This is a genomic window from Blattabacterium punctulatus (genome assembly GCF_003226695.1).
Taxonomy (GTDB): domain Bacteria; phylum Bacteroidota; class Bacteroidia; order Flavobacteriales; family Blattabacteriaceae; genus Blattabacterium; species Blattabacterium punctulatus.
On record NZ_CP029808.1, the window covers coordinates 249,574 to 271,708 of the forward strand.

The 22,135-nt window shown below is 23.0% G+C and carries 16 protein-coding genes; 11 read left to right on the forward strand and 5 right to left on the reverse strand.

Going from position 1 to position 22,135, the window contains the following annotated elements:
• The first annotated feature begins 30 nt into the window (after nucleotides 1-30).
• The 5 genes from menB to DM780_RS01320 are packed head-to-tail and all read left to right on the forward strand — an operon-like array spanning nucleotide 31 to nucleotide 4,704.
• Complete coding sequence (menB, locus tag DM780_RS01300; RefSeq protein ID WP_110548953.1) at nucleotides 31-855, forward strand: 1,4-dihydroxy-2-naphthoyl-CoA synthase; 825 nt, start codon at nucleotides 31-33, stop codon at nucleotides 853-855.
• Entirely contained in the window at nucleotides 852-1,766 is a 915-nt protein-coding gene (menA, locus tag DM780_RS01305; protein WP_110548676.1) for a 1,4-dihydroxy-2-naphthoate octaprenyltransferase, read from the forward strand. The genes menB and menA overlap by 4 nt, the downstream gene beginning before the upstream one ends.
• Nucleotides 1,767-1,808: 42 nt before the next feature.
• Complete coding sequence (locus tag DM780_RS01310; protein WP_110548677.1) at nucleotides 1,809-2,507, forward strand: metal-dependent hydrolase; 699 nt, start codon at nucleotides 1,809-1,811, stop codon at nucleotides 2,505-2,507.
• Nucleotides 2,508-2,566: 59 nt separating this feature from the next.
• The gene (locus DM780_RS01315; protein WP_110548678.1) at nucleotides 2,567-3,640 is read left to right on the forward strand and encodes an enolase C-terminal domain-like protein; all 1,074 of its coding nucleotides are present in this window, start codon (nucleotides 2,567-2,569) and stop codon (nucleotides 3,638-3,640) included.
• Complete coding sequence (locus tag DM780_RS01320; RefSeq protein WP_110548679.1) at nucleotides 3,616-4,704, forward strand: AMP-binding protein; 1,089 nt, start codon at nucleotides 3,616-3,618, stop codon at nucleotides 4,702-4,704. Before DM780_RS01315 ends, DM780_RS01320 begins: the two co-directional genes overlap by 25 nt.
• Here DM780_RS01320 and DM780_RS01325 read toward each other — a convergent pair.
• Nucleotides 4,696-5,943, reverse strand: coding sequence for an NADP-dependent isocitrate dehydrogenase (locus DM780_RS01325; protein WP_110548680.1), 1,248 nt, complete (start codon nucleotides 5,941-5,943; stop codon nucleotides 4,696-4,698). The two genes, DM780_RS01320 and DM780_RS01325, sit on opposite strands and share 9 nt — an antisense overlap.
• 1,227 nt (nucleotides 5,944-7,170) lie before the next feature.
• Between DM780_RS01325 and DM780_RS01330 the strand changes: the two genes are divergently transcribed.
• The 3 genes from DM780_RS01330 to DM780_RS01340 all read left to right on the forward strand — a co-directional run bounded on the left by DM780_RS01330 (nucleotide 7,171) and on the right by DM780_RS01340 (nucleotide 10,867).
• A complete protein-coding gene (locus DM780_RS01330; RefSeq protein ID WP_110548681.1) occupies nucleotides 7,171-7,974 on the forward strand; it encodes a serine O-acetyltransferase in 804 nt (267 codons plus the stop codon).
• 62 nt (nucleotides 7,975-8,036) lie between these two features.
• On the forward strand, nucleotides 8,037-8,948 hold the full coding sequence (gene cysK / locus DM780_RS01335; protein ID WP_110548682.1) for a cysteine synthase A: 912 nt from the start codon (nucleotides 8,037-8,039) through the stop codon (nucleotides 8,946-8,948).
• A gap of 233 nt (nucleotides 8,949-9,181) precedes the next feature.
• The gene (locus tag DM780_RS01340; RefSeq protein WP_110548683.1) at nucleotides 9,182-10,867 is read left to right on the forward strand and encodes a diflavin oxidoreductase; all 1,686 of its coding nucleotides are present in this window, start codon (nucleotides 9,182-9,184) and stop codon (nucleotides 10,865-10,867) included.
• Between the two features lie 1,387 nt (nucleotides 10,868-12,254).
• Here DM780_RS01340 and DM780_RS01350 read toward each other — a convergent pair.
• The 3 genes from DM780_RS01350 to DM780_RS01360 all read right to left on the reverse strand — a co-directional run bounded on the left by DM780_RS01350 (nucleotide 12,255) and on the right by DM780_RS01360 (nucleotide 16,649).
• Nucleotides 12,255-13,226, reverse strand: coding sequence for an NAD(P)-dependent oxidoreductase (locus tag DM780_RS01350; protein ID WP_110548684.1), 972 nt, complete (start codon nucleotides 13,224-13,226; stop codon nucleotides 12,255-12,257).
• A 25-nt stretch (nucleotides 13,227-13,251) separates the two neighbouring features.
• Nucleotides 13,252-15,525, reverse strand: a complete 2,274-nt coding sequence (locus tag DM780_RS01355; RefSeq protein WP_110548685.1) for a transglycosylase domain-containing protein — start codon at nucleotides 15,523-15,525, stop codon at nucleotides 13,252-13,254.
• 68 nt (nucleotides 15,526-15,593) lie between these two features.
• On the reverse strand, nucleotides 15,594-16,649 hold the full coding sequence (locus DM780_RS01360; RefSeq protein WP_110548686.1) for a PSP1 domain-containing protein: 1,056 nt from the start codon (nucleotides 16,647-16,649) through the stop codon (nucleotides 15,594-15,596).
• Between the two features lie 86 nt (nucleotides 16,650-16,735).
• Between DM780_RS01360 and coaD the strand changes: the two genes are divergently transcribed.
• A complete protein-coding gene (gene coaD, locus DM780_RS01365) occupies nucleotides 16,736-17,218 on the forward strand; it encodes a pantetheine-phosphate adenylyltransferase (protein ID WP_110548687.1) in 483 nt (160 codons plus the stop codon).
• Here coaD and rnr read toward each other — a convergent pair.
• Nucleotides 17,215-19,152: a ribonuclease R gene (gene rnr / locus DM780_RS01370; RefSeq protein ID WP_110548688.1), complete on the reverse strand. Its 1,938-nt coding sequence runs from the start codon at nucleotides 19,150-19,152 to the stop codon at nucleotides 17,215-17,217. The two genes, coaD and rnr, sit on opposite strands and share 4 nt — an antisense overlap.
• Nucleotides 19,153-19,431: 279 nt before the next feature.
• Between rnr and DM780_RS01375 the strand changes: the two genes are divergently transcribed.
• Both DM780_RS01375 and glmS read left to right on the forward strand, forming a co-directional pair.
• The gene (locus DM780_RS01375) at nucleotides 19,432-20,250 is read left to right on the forward strand and encodes a glycogen/starch synthase (protein WP_110548689.1); all 819 of its coding nucleotides are present in this window, start codon (nucleotides 19,432-19,434) and stop codon (nucleotides 20,248-20,250) included.
• A gap of 45 nt (nucleotides 20,251-20,295) precedes the next feature.
• Complete coding sequence (glmS, locus tag DM780_RS01380) at nucleotides 20,296-22,134, forward strand: glutamine--fructose-6-phosphate transaminase (isomerizing) (protein ID WP_110548690.1); 1,839 nt, start codon at nucleotides 20,296-20,298, stop codon at nucleotides 22,132-22,134.
• The last annotated feature ends 1 nt before the right edge of the window (nucleotide 22,135 follow it).

A 22,135-nucleotide genomic window follows, 5' to 3' on the forward strand; every position in this document is an offset into this window, starting at 1 on the left:
TTTTGTAAAAATAAAATAATTTATTTTGTTATGTATCCTAAAATAAATTGGAATTCTATAAAGAAATATGAGGATATTAATTTCTATTTTTGGAAAGGAATTTCCAAAATAGAAATTAATAGACCTAAATGTCATAATGCTTTTCGTGTAGAAACAGTAAAAGAAATGATAGATGCTATAGATATATGTCGGGATCGAAGAGATGTAGATATATTAATTATAACTGGATCTGGAAAAAAATCTTTTTGTTCTGGTGGGGATCAGAATCAAAGGGGATTAGGTGGTTATTTAGGAAAAGATGGAATTCCAAGATTAAATATTTTAGATTTTTATAAAAAAATTCGAGAAATCCCTAAACCAGTTATTGCTATGGTAAATGGATTTTCTATAGGTGGGGGGCATGTTTTACATGTAGTTTGTGATTTAACTATTTCATCTAATAATGCTATTTTTAGTCAAGTAGGTCCAAAAGTAGGATCTTTTGATGGAGGATTTGGAGCTTCTTATTTAGCCCGTCATATTGGTCAAAAAAAAACACGAGAAATGTGGTTTTTATGTAAAAAATATTCTGCTAATGAGGCATTAAAAATGGGATTAATTAACAAAGTAGTTCCTCTAAATAAATTAGAAAAAACTACTATAAAATGGTGTCAATTAATTCAAAAACGGAGTCCAATGTCTTTGAGGATGATTAAACGTTGTTTAAATGCAGAATTAGATGGTCAACATGGATTGATGCAATTAGCTGGAGATGCTACTTTAATGTTTTATTTAATGGAAGAATCTCAAGAAGGAAAAAAAGCTTTTTTAGAAAAAAGAGAACCCAATTTTAGAAAATTTACAAAATTTTTATGAATTTAAAATATTGGATTTATGCAATTCGTTTACATACTTTACTTCTTTCTTTTTCTGGAATTACTTTAAGTTTTTTAATATCTAAATCTAGAGGATATGGAGATTATTGTACTTATTTTTTGTGTCTTATAACTGGTATATTTTTGCAAATATTAGCCAATATTTCAAATGATTATGGAGATAGTATAAAAGGAGTAGATAATTTTCGAAGAATTGGTCCAAATAGAACTGTTCAAAGTGGATTTATTTCATTAATTTCAATGAAAAAAGCAATAAATATATTTTCTATTTTATCTTTTATTTTTGGATTTTTATTAATTTATAAATCTATTAGATTACAAAATATTTTTCTTTTTTTATTTTATTTTATAGGAATTTTGATTTGTATATATAGTTCTATTAAATATAGTATTGGTACTTATCCTTATGGATATTTAGGAATGGGAGATTTATCTGTTTTAATATTTTTTGGTTTTATTTCTATAGGAGGAAGTTATTTTTTATATACAAAATTTTATTCTTTAGATATATTTTTTTTATCTTTATCAATAGGGTTATTGAATATTTCTGTTTTAAATATTAATAATATGAGAGATATAGATAATGATTATAAAAATGGAAAATATACTTTAGCAGGAATATTAGGAATTAAATATGCAAAAATATATCATATTTTATCTATTATATTATCTATATTTTTAGGTTTTTTATTTAATTATTTAAATTATAAAAATTTATACCAATGGATTTTTTTTATGTTCAATATACCTTTTTTAATACAACATTTAAAGAAAATTATTTATATAAATAATCCAAAAGATTTCAATGATGAACTTAAAAAATTAGTTTTAATTACTTTTTTTTATTCTATGAGTATAGGAATAGGTATTCAATATTCTTCTTATTATTAAGAAATTAATAAATTAATAAATTAATAAATTAATAAAAATAAAATGAAAATAACTTTTTTTACTCATAGTACATATATGTTAGAAATCCATGAAAATTTTTTATTGGTAGATCCTTTTTTTTCTGAAAATCCTATTTTTAATAATAGTACATTATTATTAAATAAATATATCCAATTTTTTAAAAAAATTGATTATATTTTGTTAACTCATGCTCATTATGATCATGTATGTGATGTAGAAATTTTTGCAAAAAAATTTAATTCTTTAATTATATCAAATTATGAAATATCTAATTTTTTTAATAAAAAAGGATTAAAAACATATGGGATAAATTATGGATCTTTTATTAATTTTCCATTTGGAAAATTAAAATATGTTTGGGCTACTCATTCTAGTGTTTTTAAAGATGGAACTTATGGAGGAAATCCTGGAGGATTTCTTTTACATACAGATAAAGGAAATATTTATTTATCAGGAGATACTTCTTTAACATATGAAATGACACTTATTCCTAAATTTGGAAAGTTAAAAATATCTATTCTTCCTATAGGAGGAATTTATACTATGGATGTTGAAGAAGCTATTATTGCTTCCAATTTTTTACAATGTGATAAAATATTAGGAGTACATTACGATACTTTTGAATCCATAAAAATTAATCGAGAAAAAGCAAAAAAAAATTTTTTTGATAATCAAAAACAACTTCTTTTATTAGAAATGGGGGAATCAATATGGATTTAAATCTATTTTTTTAATAAATTAATTTTTTATAATATCTTAAATATAAATAGTTATTAAATATGATAATAAATTCTTTTTTGAAAAAAAAATTTTTTTTTAAAGAAAAAATAAAAAATTCTAAAAGAACATTCCATTATAATATAATTTGGTACTTAATTTTAAAAAAAAATAATAAGATAGGAATTGGAGAATGTAATCCATTATTGGATAATAATGCATTTAAAAATTTAAATGTTTATGAAAAAGAATTGTTATATCTTTCTGAAAAGATAAATATTATCCAAAAAAATGAATCTTATTATTATCATTCCTATATTTCTTATTCCTCAATTTTATTTGGATTAGAACAAGCTATTTTAGGGTTAAAAAATAGATATCCCATATTGTATGATTCTAAATTTACTATTGGTAAATCAGGTATTTCTATAAATAGTTTAATATGGTTGTTTTCATTATCTAATATGAATATAGAGAATGAAGTAAAAAAAATAGAAAAAGAAATTAATAAAGGTTTTTCATTTATTAAAATGAAAATAAGTCCAAAATTATTTTCTTATCAACTTATAATTTTAAAAAAAATAAAAAAAAAGTATCCATATATAAAAATACGTATCGATGCAAATGGATCTTTTAAAAATAGTAAAGAAGCTATATATTATATTAATCAACTTTATGACATAAATATTGTTTATTCAGTAGAGCAACCTATAAAAATTGGAAATTGGAAAGATTTATCAAAAATATGTAAAAAATCAAAATTACCTATAGCATTAGATGAAGAATTAATAGGAATTAATAATTTAAAATTTAAAAAAAGATTATTAGATATTATATCTCCTAAATATATAATATTAAAACCTAGTATATGCGGAGGATTTTTCGGATCTAAGGAATGGATAATAGAAGCATATAAAAGAAAAATAAAATGGTGTATAAGTTCTTCTTTAGAGAGTAAAATAGGAATTAATGCAATAGCACAATGGACTTTTAAAATGGAAGAAAAATATAATAAGGGTGTTCATGGATTAAATATAGGATATTTTCATAATGATTTTTATTCTCCTTTACATATAAAAAAAGGTTATATTTGGTATAATCCATTAAAAATATGGAAGTTCAAGAATCTTATTTAAAAATAAGAATTAATTTTTCTTCAAAAAAAAAATCAAATTATTTCATTTTTAAAGGTGATCCTTTATACCAATGGAAAAAATCTATTTTTTCTTTTTTAGAAAATTGGAATAATCGGAATCAATCGGTATTGATGAGTTTTACCTCTGGAACAACGGGAATCTCTAAAAAAGTTTTTTTTAATAAAAAATATATGTATGAATATGCAAAAAAAACGGTAGATTTTTTAAATTTAAAAGATAAAAAAATTCGAGGACTTTTATGTTTATCTCCAAATACAATAGCAGCCCAAATGTTTTTAGTTCGTTCTATTATATTTCATTGGGATATTGATTGTATTCCTCCATCATCTAATCCTTTAAAAAATATAAATGAATCTTTTGATATTGTATCTATGGTTCCAATGCAAGTTTATTCTAGTTTAAAAAGTTTGAAAAAAATAAGGATTCTTTTGATAGGTGGGTCACCCATTTCCATTGATTTAGAAAAAAAATTACAAAAGGTTTCTACTATTTGTTATGCAACTTATGGAATGACAGAAACATTAGGGCATATAGCTTTAAAAAAAATTAATGGATTATATAAAACTAGTTATTATCAAACATTAAAAAATATTTCTATTAATATAGATAAAAGAAATTGTTTAGGAATATTTTCTCCATATTGTATAAATTCTTTCATTCAAACTAATGATATTGTTCATATGATTTCTAGATATAAATTTAATTGGATAGGTAGATATGATAATATTATTAATAGTGGAGGAATAAAAATTATTCCTGAATTAGTCGAAAAAATAATATATCCTTTTATACCTTTTTATAAAAGATTTTTTATTTCTTCAATTCCAGATCAAATATTGGGAGAAAAAGTAATACTAATTATTGAAGGATCTATTTTTTCTATTAAAATTCCAAAATCCATTTTCATAGGAAAAAAAAGATTTTATAAGCCAAAAAATATTTTTTTTATACAAAATTTTATAGAAAATTCTTTGGGTAAATTGAAAAGAAAAGAAATTAAAAATAAATTAATGGAAAATATTATAAATAAAAATTTATTTTAATTTTAGTATTTTTTTTTCGAAATGTGATTTTAATATAATAAAAAAAGATTCTGTATCTAAGTAGTTATTATTTTTATTTTCATAAGTATTATTTCCGTATATAAGTTTGTATAAATCTTTAGTCATTATTCCTGATTGGATTAATTCTATGCAAGTTTCTTCCATTTTTTCTGAAAATTTTTTTAAACTAGAATTTTTATCCAAAAAAGCTCTATGTTTTAAACCACGAGTCCAAGCAAAAATAGAAGCTACAGGATTTGTAGATGTTTTTATTCCTTTTTGATGTAATCTATAATGTCTAGTTATTGTACCATGAGCAGCTTCCGCTTCTATTGTTTTTCCATCTGGAGTAAGTAAAATTGAAGTCATCATTCCTAATGAACCGAATCCTTGAGCTATAGTATCCGAATGAACATCTCCATCATAATTTTTGCAAGCCCATATAAATCCTCCCTTAGATTTTATTGCATAAGCTACCATATCATCAATCAAACGATGTTCGTAAGTAATTTTAATTTTTTCAAAAATTGATAAAAATTCTTTTTGATATATTTTATGAAAAATATCTTTGTATTTTCCATCATAATTTTTTAAAATAGTATTCTTTGTAGAAAGAAAAAGAGAACTTTTTTTATAAACCGAATAATTAAAACAAGAACGGGCGAATCCATAGATAGATTGATCTGTATTATACATTGCCATGGAAATTCCTGGAGTTATAAAATGATGTATTTCAAAATTTTTAATTTTTTGTTTTTTATTATCTGGTATAAATTGAAGGTATAATTTTCCTTTTTCTTTAATAAGAATATCTATTGCATTATATTGATCTCCATATGCATGACGAGCAATACATATTGGATTTTTCCAATTTGGAATTGGACGAGGTATATTTTCTACTATAATAGGTTCTCTAAAAATAGTTCCATTAAGAATATTTCTTATTGTCCCATTTGGAGAGTTCCACTTTTTTTTTAAATGAAATTCTTTCATTCTTTCTTCATCAGGTGTAATTGTAGCACATTTAATTCCAACATTATATTTTTTTATTGCATGACCAGCTTCTATAGTAATTTTATCCTCTGTAAAGTTTCTATTATCTATTCCTAGATCAAAATAGATAATTTTGATATCTAAATAAGGAATAATTAAATATTTTTTAATATACTTCCATATAATTCTGGCCATCTCATCTCCATTGATTTCTACTATAGGATTAGTCACTTTTATTTTTTTCATATTATAATTTATTTTATAAAAATATTACATTTATTTTAATAAAATAAATTATTATATTTATTTTTTTTAAGACTATTTATTTATTATAATATTCCATTTTATTAAATTTTTATTCTATATTCATCATACTTTTATAAAAAAAAATAGATTTTTGTTTAAAAGGTTCGGTAACTTTTATATTCATAATAGTTAATAATGATATAATGAATATACAACAATATGAAACTGAAAAACCAATAAAAAAAATTAAGAATTTTTTCATAAATATTTCCATCAAAAATAGTTTTTTCTACAAATTTTAATAATATTGAAGATAAACTGATATCTCATTTTATTATTAATAGAAAAATTACTATCATAAAAATATTTTCATTAGATACAGGTAGAATTTTAAAAAAAACCTATAAAATTTAACAATTTTAGTCATATATAAATATGTTTTATAATTATTCTATATTCGCCTATTTTATAAAAATATAAATAGATTAGAAAAGTTTTTATCATAAAATAGTACTAATTATTTTTATGAAAATGTTCAAAATAAAAAAAAATATTTTTTTTTATGAAAAGTAGAATCATTAAAAAATATAATATTTCTTATAATCATTTATATAAATAAAGGATATTTGAGTATAAAAGGTATTCCATTTACTCGATCTATTATTAGATAAAAAATAATATAGATGAAGAAAAATAATATTATCGTAGGGGACGTTGATGTTGGAAATTTAACTATGTAAAAAAAAAATGTGGATTGTATTTTACAAGATTAAAAATTAAAAAAATAATGATATAAAGTGGATTTGAATACGAAAAATTATCATTTAACTTATTTGGAATAATTAGAATCAGAAACTATCCATATTTATAGAAAAGTAGTAGGACAATTTGGATTTTAAAAAAATTTTATACCAGTAAAAATTACATTTTGATTGGGATACATTGATACTGGATATAATTTTACTGAAATTTTAAAAATTAGAAATTTTTTTTAAAAAAAAATATCATTTACCGTATAAATGTGAATACTTTATAAAAATAGAGAAATGTCTAAAATATGCAAGATTAAATAATTTGGTAAAAAAGTTAGAATAAAATCATCTAATCCTATTCCATAGAATACTTATAAAAAAAAATTAAATAAAATGGATATTCCATTTTAATAAATGATATAAGTTATTTTACAATATTATCTTGTATGATTCAATAATGCAAAAAGTTAAAAAAATGTCTAATCCAAATTTTTTAAAAAAATTATTCGAAAATAATAAAAAAAAATGGAAGTATCCATTTCTTAATAAAAATACATATAAACAATTTGTAGAAGATTTATTTCATTTTCTTTTTACTCCGGATCAATATCTTTTAGAAGGAATTAATTCCTTAAAAAAAAATTACCAAAAATTAAAACATAAATTATATTCTATTTTCATGGAATTTAATTTTGAAGAAAAAAAATCAAAAAAATATGTTCAATATTTTTTTGAAAATATTCCTAATATTTATCAAATATTGATTACGGACGCTAATGCTATATTAAATTTCGATCCTGCCGCAACAGTTATAGAGGAAATTTTTCTATCTTATCCTGGTTTTTTTGCTACTGCATTATACCGAATAGCTCATCAATTATGGATTTTAAAAATTCCCATCCTTCCAAGAATGATAACTGAATATGCTCATAGAGAAACTGGAGTGGATATTCATGCTTCTGCAGAAATAGGAAAATCTTTTGTTATTGATCATGGTACTGGAATAGTAATTGGATCTAGTACTAAAATAGGAAATAGTGTTAAAATATATCAAGGAGTTACTTTAGGAGCTATTTATGTAAATAAAAAATTGGCAAATCAAAAACGTCATCCAACTATAGAAGATCAAGTTACTATTTATTCTGGAGCTACAATTTTGGGAGGGGATACAGTGATTGGTCATGATAGTATACTTGGAGGAAATGTATGGATTACAAATAGCATACCACCTTTTTCCATAGTTTATCAAAAAAGTGAAATAAAAATGCGTACTAAATAATAGTACTTTTTCTAATTTTATTAATTATAAAATATAAAAAAAAAGGTTAACCAATAAAAAAAATGAAAGTAGAAAATATCTTGCAAACTATTGGAAATACCCCTCATATACGTCTTCGTCGTTTATATCCATATCATCAAGTTTGGATGAAATTGGAAAAAAATAATCCTGGAGGAAGTATTAAAGATAGAATTGCATTATCAATGATAGAAGATGCAGAAAAAAAAGGAATTATTAAAAAAGGGAATGTCATTATTGAACCAACTTCTGGAAATACTGGAATAGGTTTATCCATGGTAGCAGCTGTAAAAGGATATCGGATTATTCTAGTAATGCCTGATTCTATGAGTATAGAAAGAAGAAAACTTTTTTCTATTTTTGGATCTAAATTTTTTCTTACTCCGAGAGAGAAAGGAATGAAAGGAGCTATAAAAAAAGCAGAAGAATTAAATCGTAAAATTCCTAATTCTTGGATCCCAAAACAATTTGATAATATATCAAATACAAATATTCATAAATATACCACTGCAAAGGAAATTATAAAATCATTTCCTGATGGAATAGATTATTTTATTACGGGGGTTGGAACTGGTGGACATATTACTGGAGTAGGAGAAGTATTAAAAAAAAAATTTCCAATGATAAAAATATTTTCTGTAGAACCTATAGAGTCTTCAGTTATATTTGGAGGTAAGCCTAATCCTCATGAATTACAAGGAATTGGAGCTGGTTTTATTCCAACTATTTTAAATAAAAATATATTGGATGGATCCTTTTTAGTTTCTAAAAAAGAAGCATTTAGTTATGTTCGAAAAATAGCAAGAAAAGAAGGAATTTTGGTTGGTATTTCTACTGGAGCTTCCTTGTCAGCTATTGCAAAAAAATTACCTGATTTTTCTGAAAATTCAAGGATACTTACATTTAATTATGATACTGGAGAAAGATATATTTCAGTGAATAATCTTTTTTTATGATTATATATATTATTCAATATGAAAAAAGTAATTTTTATTTTTAAACTGAACGGGGAATCCTTATTTAATTAACATTAAAGCTATTAATCACTTGAAAAAATCTGAAGTAATATTATTCGATTATCTTATAAGTCCTTAAATAGTAAATAAATATTTAAATTTTGGAAAAAAAATTATTTTATATATTAAAATCCTATTTTTTTTATTTATGTTTTTTTTTAAACTAGAATAAAATGTTATCTGAATCAAAAAATAAAATATTTGTAGAATTAATAAAAAATTCTTCTAAAGAAGAAATTATTTGGATGTATGGATATATATCTGGAATATTACCTTTTTTTCAAAAAAATTCAAAAGAATTTAAAAAAAATAAAGATACAATTACACTTGTATATGGAACAGAAACCGGAAATGCTAAAAATTTAGCTTTTTCTATTGTAGAAAAAGCTAAAAAAGAAAAAATTCAAATTAGATTAATAAGTTTCGATCAATATCGTTTTATAGATTTAAAAAGCGAAAATTATTTTTTCATAATTATTAGCACACATGGAACAGGAGAACCTCCTTCATCCGCAAAATCTTTTTTTAATTTTCTTTTTCAAGAAAAAAATCTTCGTTTAGAGAATATAAAATATGGTGTATTAGCATTAGGAGATCGTTCTTATTCTTTTTTTTGTAAAGCTGGAGAGGATTTAGATAAACGTTTATATGAAATGGGTGCAGATAGAAAGATACCATTATATAAATGTGATGTTGATTTTGAATCAAAATCAGAAAGTTGGTTTTTAAATTTTTTAAAAATATTTCAAATAAAAAAATTGGAAAAAAATATTTTTAAAAAAAATGGGATAAAAAAAAAGATTCATGGAAAAATTTTGACTAATATACTTTTAAATGATAAAGAAAGAGGATCTAATAAAGAAATTCATCATATTGAAATTTTAATGAAAAATAATGAATCGGATAAAAATGATTATTCTCCAGGAGATTATATAGCTATAATAGCAGAAAATTATGAATATGAAGTAAAAAAAATTATAAATATTATACAAAATAAAGATATTTTAGATAATTCAAATGAATTAAAACTGCTTTTTGATTTATTGAAAAAAAAATTAAATATTTTTTCTTTATCGATAAATATGTTAAAAAAATATTCTATTTTGGTAGGAGAAAATATTCCTAATAATAAAGAATGGAATTTTTTTGATCTTTTAAAAGAATTTCCTATAAAAAATAAAATTCTGTTAAAAGATTTAATTAAAATAATGGATCCTATAAAACCTAGATTATATTCTATTTCTTCTTCTCCTAAAGTTCATCATTCTGAAATACATATTACAGTATCACGTCATCGTTTTCAAAAAAATGGTAGAATTAGATATGGATTTTGTTCTAATTTTCTTTCTAAATTAAAAGTAGAAGATGATTTATTTTTTTATATACACAAAAATCATTTATTTAAGTTACCAGAATCCAATAAGGATATTATCCTTATTGGACCAGGCACTGGAATAGCACCTTTTCGTTCTTTTTTATATGAAAGAGAATTTATAGGAGCAACCGGTAGAAATTGGCTTTTTTTTGGAGACCAATATTTTTACACGGATTTTTTATATCAAAAGGAAATACAAAATTGGAAAAAAAAGGGAATACTACATCATGTAAGTCTTTCTTTTTCTAGAGATCAAAAAGATAAAATATATGTACATAATAAAATATGGGAAAATAGGAAAGAATTTTTTTCATGGATAGAAAATGGGGCTTATATATATATTTGTGGAAAAAAAAAACCTATGAGTATAGATGTTGAAAAAACTATATTTCGTATAATAAAAGAAGTTGGTGGATATTCTTCAACAGAATTTTTTGTAAAAAAAATGATAGATAATGGACGTTATTTAAAAGATGTATACTAATTTTATTTAAAAAATAAATTATTTGTATGGCTTGATGATAAGGATAAAATTATAGTTAAATTTCATGGTTTTTATCACAATATAATAGAGATATAAAAGAATAAAGATCTCAAACAAAATTAGATATTTTTTTTCTTATGATTTGATTACGAATATTACTAGTAGAATCCGTTTTATTAATTCTAAAAAATGTATAGCTATACATAAAATTTCGTAAAAAAAAATTCAACTGTAATGATCAAAGTTACAAATAGAAAAACTATTCAATTACATAAATTAATAAAATATAAAATAAAATTTACTATTAAATTTTTTAATTTATAAAAATATTACTTCCAAAAATAAGAGACTATTATGAAATATGATTAGATGAAAAAACACCTCTTTATAGAGAGATTTTTTTACCTAAAAAATTTAAAATAACAATTTCTATACCTATAAATAACGATATAGATATGTATTTTAAAATGATATTAGGTGGTGGATTTAATAGTTATTTTATATATAGTAGTAAGTAACCAATTTAAAGTATTTAATCTATTTATTTGGGTAGGATTATCTATTAAACATGGAAATTTACAAAATATTATTCTAGATTATAGATAGTTAGTATAATTAGATTTTAGGATTATGATAAAAAAAATACTAAAAATAATATACGAAATTGTAACAATTCAACGTGATTATGGAAATATAAAGTAGATTAGAAATTATCTCGTTTAAGTTTAAAATATAATATAGATAATTATGGAATCGACTTATTTTTAAAAAAATTAGAAAAAAAAATGTGATTATTCGGATGACTAAATGTCCAAATAGGTATTCTCATCCTTATTTATCCCAAAAATAGGATGGATAGGTGTTTTTATATAAAAAATAATCTTTATTGGAGTTGGATCAAGAAGGGCAACTTTTGAATAAATTTTATAAAAAAAATAGTGATTAATTTTTCATTTTAAAGAAACTTTATTTTATTTTTGGTATTTCTATTTTAGAAAAAAGTGGATTGTATGATATAATGATAAAAAAAATAATCGATTTTTTCCGATTTTTCTACAGTTATAGAACTGAACGATTTTAATTATTAGAGGTGTAAAAATATCTATAAAAAAAATTAAATACTATATTACGAAATAATCCTGATACAAAAATTAATTTGATAGTTTATCATATTGATCAAATAATTTTATGAATTATCTAAATTATTTAATTCCATAAAATTAATTAAAAAAAATATGGAATATCCAATTTTTATAAAAAATAGATATTATTATATTTTGGCTGTGAATAATCTTATTTTAAAGAAAAAAATTAAATAAATTAACTAATCAATGATTAAAAGTTTTTTTTTAAAAAAAAATAAGTAAAAAATAATTTTTATAAAATTTTAATTTTTATTTGAAGAAATGTATAAACTTTTTTTTAAGTAAAGAATTTTTTCTACTATTTTTTTTTCCATCTTATATTTTGATTCTTTAGTCCATCCAGCTATATGAGGGGTTAAAATTACCTTATCGGAATGAATAAGATAAAAAAAAGCTTTTGGAAGTTTACGGTGATAAAAAAAATGTTCAAAAGAATATTTTTCATATTCTAATACATCTAAACAGGCTCCATATATTTTTCCATTTTTTAAGGCAATTACTAAATGTTCGATAATTACACATCCTCCACGAGAGGTATTAATAAAATAAAAAGGGTTATAAAAATTTTTTATAAATCTTTCGTTAACCATTCCCTTAGTATTTTTTGTATAAGGAACATGTAAACTAATTATATCCGATTTCATAAAAATTGTTTGCATATTTACTTGCTTTGCATAAATATCTCCTACTTTAGGAAGGATATCATAACAAAATATTTTAGTTTCAAAACCAGAAAGTTTTTTAGCAAATGCCTTGCCTGTATTCCCATATCCAATAATTCCTATAGTTTTTCCCATTATTTCTGTTCCTCTATTATTTTCTCTATTCCATTTTCCTTTTTTAATTTCTTGATTAGAACGAATGATATGATTCATCATAGATAAAAGCATAGCTATAGCATGTTCTGCAACTGCATCCTTATTACCTTCTGGAGAAGAAATTATAGTAATCCCTTTTTTGAAAGCATAATCTTGATCTATATTTTCTATTCCAGATCCTATACGAGCTATAAATTTTATATTTATAGCTTTTTTAATCAATTTTTTATCTATTTTTAATCTACTTCTTAAAATAATTCCATCATATATAGATATAATTTTTAAAATTTTTTCTATAGGATCATAGTAATTTTCATCACAAATAAATCCTTCTTTTTTTAATTTATATATGATAAAAGGATGATTTTTATCTAAAATTAAAATTTTTTTTATCATATATTGATCAATAATCAGCTACTATTTAGTTATTGAAATTTATAGTTTTTTCAGTATTGATGCTTTCATCAAGTTCTAGAATATTTTTTAAATTATTTTCATTTTCATTATTTTTTTCTTCACATTCTTCCCAATTATATTTGGAATTTTTTGGTTTATGAAAAATTAATTTTTCATGATATACAAGATTTGGATCATTATATAGACTTTTCATATAATAAGCCCATATAGGCAATGCCATATTTGCTCCTTGTCCTAATTTTATATTTTCAAAATGAGCAAATCTATCTTCCCAACCTACCCAAACTCCAGTAGTTAAATTAGGAATCATTCCTATAAACCATCCATCCGAATTTTCATTAGTAGTCCCCGTTTTTCCTGCAATATTCTCTAAAAAAAAATTATACTTATGTAATCTTTTAGCCGTCCCATACTTTACTACTCCTTCCATTAATTTTAACATCATATATGCCACTTCTTCACTAAATACTTGTCTTTTAATAAGATCTATTCGTTCTTTAATTAGTTTTCCATATTTATCCTCTATTTTTACTAAAATACTGGGTTTTATATAAAAACCATAATTAGTAAACGTATTAAAAGCTCCGGTCATTTCATATAAGGTTAAATCAGAAGACCCAAGAGCTATAGATGGATGTTCAGGTATCATGGATTCTATCCCCATATTTTTTGCCAAATCTATTACTGGACCTGGAGTAATTTGTGCTATAAGCCTAGCAGAAATAGTATTAACGGAGAATGCTAATCCATCTTTTAAAGTAATATCCCCACCATATTTCCCATTTGAATTTCTAGGACTCCATTTTCCTAAATGAAATTTTTCATTTGATATTTTTGTGCAAGGGTTATAATGTAATTCCTTAATTGCGGAAGCATATAAAATCGGCTTGAATATAGAACCAACTTGACGTTTTGTTTTAGCAACATGATCATATTGAAAATAATTAAAATCTATACCACCGACCCATGCTTTTATATATCCTGTATAAGGTTCTATAGATAACATACCGGCTTGAATAATACTCTTTTGATAACGAATAAAATCCCATGTTGATATCAATACTTTTTTGGATCCATTCCAGGTAAATATTTTTGTAAGTTTTGGTTTTTTTAATTCTTTTATAATTTTTTCCTCTTTCATCCCTTTTTGTTTAAGATCTTGATAAAGTTGTGTTCTATGTATGGCAGATAAGAAAATTCTATTTGTTTTTTCTGGAGTAATATTTAAAAATGGAGCATTTTTATTTTTTTTTTGAGAATTATTAAATAAAATTTGTAATTTACTAAGATGTTTTTTTACCGATTTTTCTGCATAATATTGCATTTTAGAATCAATTGATGTATATATTTTCAATCCACTAGAATAAAGATTTAGTTTTTCTCCAGTTTCTTTTTCATGGTCATTTAATGATTCTTGAATTTCTTTTTTCAAAAATTCACCATAATAAGTTAACAATTCGAAATCTTTTTTTTGCATTTTAAAATTTATTTTTAAAGATTTTTTCAATTCTTTTTGATATTTATCTTCATTTAATAAATCATATTTTCTCATTTGAGATAAAACTAAATTTCTTTGTTTTTTTGCTCTATAAGGATAGATTTTTGGATTATATAATGAAGGATTTTCTAACATACCTACTAACGTAGCACATTCCCCCAAATTAAGTTCAGAAGCAGTTTTATTAAAGTAAGTATGAGCTGCGGTTTCAATTCCTTTTGCATTATATAAAAAATCAAATTTATTATAATACATAGTAATAATTTCTTCTTTTGTATAACGTTTTTCTAATTCAATAGCCATCACCCATTCTAAAATTTTTTGATGCATTCTTTGTAACTTATTTTTTGCAGATGGACCTGTAAAAAGAAGTTTAGCTAATTGTTGAGAAATGGTACTTCCTCCCCCTTTTTTACCTAAAGAAATAATAGCTCTAAGAATAGATTTAGCATCAATTCCAGAATGATATTTAAAACGAATATCTTCCTTGGCTATGAGAGCATTAATAAGATTTTTTGGGAGTTTTTTATAAGTAATTAGAGTTCTATTTTCTGAAAAAAATTTTCCTAATAAAATTCCATTGGAATCATATATTTCCGATCCTATTTCCATGGTAGGATTTTCTATGTCTTTAGTACTTGGTAAAGGCCCTAAATAACCTTTAGAAGCTGCATAAAATATCAAAAAAATAGAAAAAATTCCTAAAAAAAAGAAAAACCAAAAATAAAAAATAAATTTACGAAAATAAAAACTAATTTTTTTTCTTTTTTTAGTATACACTTAAAAGAATTCTTTTTTTTATTTGCATAATCTAAATTTTAGAATCATCTATTTATTTTTTTTATAGATTAATCTTTAAACGTTAATTCTTTTTTTTTAATGACATTAATTGTGGATAATTCCTCTAAAGAAGCCACTTTTGGATTTTTTCTATTTTTTTCTAAAATTTCTTTAATTTTTTTTATTTCTATTCTGAACCAAGTATTTGGATTTTTAATATAAGAAAACCACATTTGTTTTTTGAATACGTCAATTTTCATACATTGTGCAATTCCTTTCTCTGTATGTATTTTACTATTAATATCTGGAAAATCTTTTATCGCTGATAAATAAGCGTCTAATTCATAATTTAAACAACATTTCAGTTTACTGCATTGTCCAGTTAATTTTTCTATATTGATAGAAAGTTGTTGATATCTAGCTGAATTTGTCGTAACACTTTTAAAATTTTTTAACCAAGTAGAACAACATAGTTCTCGACCACAAGTGCCTATCCCTCCAATTTTTGCAGATTCTTGTCTATATCCTATTTGTTTCATTTCTATACGAATACGAAATGATAAAGCCAATCTTTTAATTAATTTTCTAAAATCAATTCTATTTTCCGAGGTATAATAAAAAATAGCTTTTTCACCATCTCCTTGATATTCTACATCACAAATCTTCATAGAAAGGTTCAAATTTTTTGCAATTTTTTTAGATTTTGAAAGATATATAGATTCTTTTTTTTTTAGAGATTTCCAAAGATTGATTTCTATATTCGTAGATTTCCTATATATTTTTTTTATTTTTAAAGAACTCAAATCAATATTTTTATTTCGTATCTGTAATTTTACCAATTCTCCAGTTAAAGTAACTATTCCAATATCATATCCAATAGATTTAGATTCTACAGTGACAAAATCCCCTTTACAAAGGGCTATTTTATCTTTATTATGAAAAAATTCTTTTCTATCATTTTTAAATTGAACTTCCACAATATCATATTCATCTCCAAAAGGAGATTTTATATTAGATAACCAATCTACTACATTAAGTTTTAAACATTTTTTTTTATTGGAAATATTATTTTCCTTGTTAATAAAACATTTATTTGTTAAACAACCGGAACATAATTTTTCCATTATTAAAATAATTTTAAAAACAAAAATAAAACTTTTATTCCTTTTTTTATTTTTTTTGATATAAATTCATAAATACATGAATAAATATGAATAATAGAATAGCTGTATTTCCTGGTACTTTTGATCCAATTACTATAGGTCATTACGACATCATTATTAGATCTTTAAATTTATTTGATAAAATTATTATAGCTATTGGAAATAACTCGGAAAAAAATAATATGTTTTCTATTCAAAAAAGAAAAGAATGGATCCAAAAAACTTTTTTTCAGTTTCCTAAAATAGAAATAGAATTATTTAAAGGTTTAACTATTTCTTTTTGTAAAAAAAAAGAGGCTCAATTTGTATTGAGAGGAATTAGAAATCAATTAGATTTTGAATTTGAAAAGAATATTTATTATGCGAATAAAAAATTATATAATAATAGTTGTATTGAAACAATATTTATTCTTTCTTCTTATGATAAATCTTATATTAGTTCTTGTATGGTAAGAGATATTATAAAAAATGGAGGAAATTATACCATATTTGTTCCTAAATATGTCCGAATTAATAAAAAATTTTTCTAAGTATCTAACCATTCAAGAATAATTTGTTTTTTTTCTATATTTGCGTCTAAAAGTTTTACTTTTACTTTATCTCCTAAATGATAAATTTTTCGTTTTTTTTTACCAATTATACTGTAATTATTGGAATTTAGAGTGTAAATGTCTCCTCCAATATCACGTAATCGTACCATACCTTCTGTTTGAAATGACAATAGATCAATGAAAACACTCCAGTCTGTAAATCCTGTAATAATTCCATCAAATTCTTTTCCTAAAAATTTTTTTATATATTTAACTTGTATGTATTTCGAAAATTCTCTTTCTGCATCTATTGATAAACGCTCTTTATAACTACAATGGACAGCCTGTTTTTCATAAAAATCTAGAGATTTTAATTTAGATTCATTATTATTAGTTAAATAATAATTTAATAAACGGTGTGCAATAATATCTGAATATCTCCTTATAGGAGAAGTAAAATGAGAATAATAAATAAAAGATAAGCCATAATGGCCTATGTTATTTGTGGAATATTTAGCTTTACTCATAGAACGAAGAATCAAATTTTCGATCATATTTTGTTCTGATTTACCTTGAATATTTTTTAATAAACCATTAAGAGATTTTTTTAGATTTTTTAAATCTAAGGAATAACCTAAGGGTTCTATTATTTTTTTTAAAATGAAAATCTTCTGAAAATCTGGTTTATCGTGTATTCTGTAAATATACGTTTTGTTAGAAGGATCTCCATCTAAATTTTGACTAACAAATTCTGAAATTTTTCTGTTCGCTAGTAACATAAATTCTTCTATTAAACGATGGGCTTCGTTATTTCTTTCTAAATTAAATTTAGAAGGATTTTTTTTTTCATCTAAATGGATTTTTATTTCTACCTTATCCAAGTAAATAGATCCATTTTTTAATCTATTTTTAGTAAAAATTTTAGAAAAAGTAAACAAGGTATAAAGGTCTTTGTGAAAATCTCCTCTTTTTTTTTCTATAATTTTTTGAACTTCTTCATATGTAAATCTTCTATTAGATCGTATAATTGTTTTTCCAAACCAACTTTTTAATATTTGGCCTTTACTATCTACATTAAAAATGGAAGAAAAACTTAATTTATCTTTTTCTGGATGTAAAGAACAAATATCATTGGACAATATTTTTGGAAGCATAGGAATGGATTTTCCAATAAAATAAATGGAATTTGCACGTTTATATGCTTCTTTATCTAATAAACTTCCTTCTTTTATATAATAAGTAACGTCTGCTATATGAATTCCAATTTCCCAAGTATTAGAATTTAATTTTCTAATAGAAAGGGCATCATCAAAATCTTTTGCATCAAAAGGATCTATAGTAAATGTATTAATGTTTCGCATATCCCTTCTAAGATTGTTATCTAAATTTTTTTTAAATACAATTTTTTTTGCTTCTTTTTCCACTTCTTTAGAAAATTCATAAGATAGGCCATATTCTTCCAACAAAGAATAAACCTCTGTTGTATATTCTCCAGATTGTCCAAATACTTTAATGATTTCTCCTAAAGGATTTTTTAAATTTTTTGGCCATGTAATTATTCTAACTAATACTTTTTCATTAGGATGATATCCTTTTAATTTTTTTTTAGGAATATATATATTGACATGAATAGTCTTGTTATAAACTATGACTAATCCATATTTGGAATTAGATTTAATTTTTAATACTCCAATAAAATTTTCTCTATTTCTTTTGATTATTTTTATAACTTCACCTTCCATTTTTTTTCCTAATTTTTTATTTTTGATTTTTATTCGAACTAAATCTCCTTCTATAGATCGATTAGTTTTTTTTTTAGGAATAAAAATTACTTTTTGAAATCCTTCTACATTTACAAATGCATACCCATAATTAGTTATAGTAATTAATCCAGTGACAGTAACCAAATTTCTATACTTATTTTTTTTTTTCAATGGAATATTTTTTTTTCTTTTTTTCCAAATAAAATGGAATTTTAATTATTAACGGTTAAAATAAAAAATATACAATCTACGAGGTTTTCTCTACAACCTAAAAAAAAATGCTAGAGAATTTTTATCTCTATAACCTCTGTCTGTATGTAACTAACTATATATATAACTAACTAAGTAGTATTGAATATTATTCCTTATCTTTGTAAAAGTTTTTTAAGGATTGATTCGTTTTTTTTATTATACTATTATATATTTCAAATATAAAAAAATTTCTCTAAGATGAAAGGTAAACGTATATTATATGTTTCTTCAGATTTATCTCCTTTTTCTTCAGAGACTCCTATTTCTTTATCGGTTTTAAAAGCTACTAAGTTTATGCAATCAATGGGAAATGATATTCGTATATTTATGCCCCGTTTTGGAATGATAAATGAACGAAGACATCAGTTACACGAAGTGATTCGTCTTTCAGGAATGAACTTAATGATCAATGACATAGATCACCCTTTATTGATTAAGGTTGCATCTATTCCAGATGCAAGACTACAAGTTTATTTTATAGATAATGAAGATTATTTTAAAAGAAAAGCTATGTATGAAGATGAAAATGGAATTTTTTTTCCTGATAATGACGAAAGAGCTTTATTTTTTACAAAAGGGGTTTTAGAAGCCGTAAAAAAATTGAATTGGAGTCCTGATATTATTCATATATATGGTTGGATTAGTTCTTTTATTCCACTATATATTAAGAATTTTTATCAAAAAAATCCTATATATAGAAATACAAAAATTATTTCATCTATATATAATAAACCATTTAAAGGATCTCTTAATAAAGATATTATTAAGAAAATAAAAATAGATGGAATAAAATCTAGAAAATTAAAATTATTAGAAAATCCTAATTATTTTAATATAATCAAGTTATGCATGTACTTTTCTGATGCAATAATAAAAGGAGATCTTTCATTTCCAAAAGATATAGATGATTATATAGAAAAAAACAAATTATTGGTGTTAAAATATTATCCTGTAGAAAAAATAGAAACTTTTTATCAACAATTTTATAAAAAAACTGTTTTAGAGAAAATTAATTAATCTATATATAAAAAAAAATGAAAAATTCTAATTCTATAGGTTAGAATGTGTGGAATAATTGGTTATTTGGGATATAGAGAAGCTTATCCCATTATTATTAATGGATTAAAAAAATTGGAATATCGTGGATATGATAGTTCTGGAATAGCTGTTTTTTATAATGGAAAATATAGTCTATATAAAACAAAAGGAAGAGTTTCTGAATTAGAAAAAAAAATTTTTTCAATAAAAGGAACAACAGGCATAGGACATACAAGATGGGCAACGCATGGAATTCCAGATGATATTAATGCACATCCTCATGTTTCTAATTCTAAAGAACTTGTTTTGATTCATAATGGAATCATAGAAAATTATCATGCAATTAAAATTATTCTACTTAAAAATGGTTTCACTTTTCAAAGTGAAACAGATACTGAAGTTCTTGTCAATTTGATTGAATATATTCAAAAAAAAAACCAACTATCTTTAGAAGAAGCGGTACGAATTTCTTTGAATGAAGTAATTGGAGCTTATTCTATAGCTGTAATAGAAAAATCTGATCCAGATAGAATTGTTATTGCTAAATTAGGAAGTCCCCTTACATTGGGAATTAATGAAAAAGAATTTTTTATAGCATCTGATCCTATACCATTCATTGATTATACTAAAAATGCTATTTATTTAAAAGATGGAGAAATGGCTATCCTTAGAAAGGATAAAGAGTTAGATTTACGAAAAATTATCGATAATCATAAACTAAATCCAATAATTAAAGAACTAAAAATTAATCTCAAAGAGATTGAAAAAGGAGAATATAAACATTTTATGTTAAAAGAAATTTATGAACAACCAAAAACAATTTTGGATACTCTACGTGGTAGATTATTGATTTCTGATGAATTAATATGTATTGATGGAATTGAATCTAATAAGGATATTTTTATTAATGCAAAATGTATAACTATTGTTGCATGTGGCACTTCCTGGCATTCAAGTTTAATTGGAGAATATTTATTGGAAGAATTAGCGAGGATTCCAGTAAAAGTAGAGTATGCTTCGGAATTTAGATATAGAAATCCAATTATAGAAGAACAAAATATTGTTATAGTTATTTCTCAATCAGGAGAAACTGCAGATACTATAGCTGCCTTAAAATTAGCAAAAAAAAAAGGAGCTTTTGTTTTTGGTATTTGTAATGTTGCAGGATCTTATATTGCACGAAATGTAGATGCAGGAGCTTATACACATGCAGGACCTGAAATTGGAGTTGCTTCTACAAAATCTTTTACATCTCAGATCACAGTTCTTTTTTTATTAGCTTTGAAAATAGGAAAATATCGATCCACTATCACAAATATTCGTTATGAATTTCTATGTAAAGAACTTATATCTGCCCCAGAAAAAATGAATGTTACGTTAAAAATAGATAATACTATCCAAAAAATATCTAAATTATATCATCATGTAAATAATTTTCTCTATTTAGGTAGAGGAATTAATTTTCCAGTATCTTTAGAAGGAGCATTAAAATTAAAAGAAATTTCTTATATTCATGCAGAAGGTTATCCTGCAGGAGAGATGAAACATGGACCTATTGCTTTAATAGATGAAAATATGCCTGTAGTATTTATAGCTACTAAAAAAGGATATTATGAAAAAATAATAGGAAATATTCAAGAAATTAAAGCTAGAAAAGGAAAAATTATAGCTATCGTCAATGAAGGGGATATTCAAGCAAGTAAATTAGCCGATCATGTAATAGAAATTCCAATTATTTCGGAGGAACTAAGTCCTTTAATTACAATTATCCCTCTTCAATTATTAGCATATCAAATTGCTTACCTAAGAGGAGAAAACGTAGATAGACCAAGAAATTTAGCAAAATCTGTAACTGTAGAATAAT

Coding starts and splice junctions, on each gene's coding strand:
- DM780_RS01350 (WP_110548684.1), bottom strand. CDS start 13,226: ATGATAAAAAAAATTTTAATTTTAGATAAAAATCATCCTTTTATCATA.
- menB (WP_110548953.1), top strand. CDS start 31: ATGTATCCTAAAATAAATTGGAATTCTATAAAGAAATATGAGGATATT.
- menA (WP_110548676.1), top strand. CDS start 852: ATGAATTTAAAATATTGGATTTATGCAATTCGTTTACATACTTTACTT.
- DM780_RS01315 (WP_110548678.1), top strand. CDS start 2,567: ATGATAATAAATTCTTTTTTGAAAAAAAAATTTTTTTTTAAAGAAAAA.
- DM780_RS01340 (WP_110548683.1), top strand. CDS start 9,182: ATGTTATCTGAATCAAAAAATAAAATATTTGTAGAATTAATAAAAAAT.
- DM780_RS01330 (WP_110548681.1), top strand. CDS start 7,171: ATGTCTAATCCAAATTTTTTAAAAAAATTATTCGAAAATAATAAAAAA.
- glmS (WP_110548690.1), top strand. CDS start 20,296: ATGTGTGGAATAATTGGTTATTTGGGATATAGAGAAGCTTATCCCATT.
- DM780_RS01325 (WP_110548680.1), bottom strand. CDS start 5,943: ATGAAAAAAATAAAAGTGACTAATCCTATAGTAGAAATCAATGGAGAT.
- coaD (WP_110548687.1), top strand. CDS start 16,736: ATGAATAATAGAATAGCTGTATTTCCTGGTACTTTTGATCCAATTACT.
- DM780_RS01360 (WP_110548686.1), bottom strand. CDS start 16,649: ATGGAAAAATTATGTTCCGGTTGTTTAACAAATAAATGTTTTATTAAC.
- DM780_RS01310 (WP_110548677.1), top strand. CDS start 1,809: ATGAAAATAACTTTTTTTACTCATAGTACATATATGTTAGAAATCCAT.
- DM780_RS01375 (WP_110548689.1), top strand. CDS start 19,432: ATGAAAGGTAAACGTATATTATATGTTTCTTCAGATTTATCTCCTTTT.
- cysK (WP_110548682.1), top strand. CDS start 8,037: ATGAAAGTAGAAAATATCTTGCAAACTATTGGAAATACCCCTCATATA.
- DM780_RS01320 (WP_110548679.1), top strand. CDS start 3,616: ATGGAAGTTCAAGAATCTTATTTAAAAATAAGAATTAATTTTTCTTCA.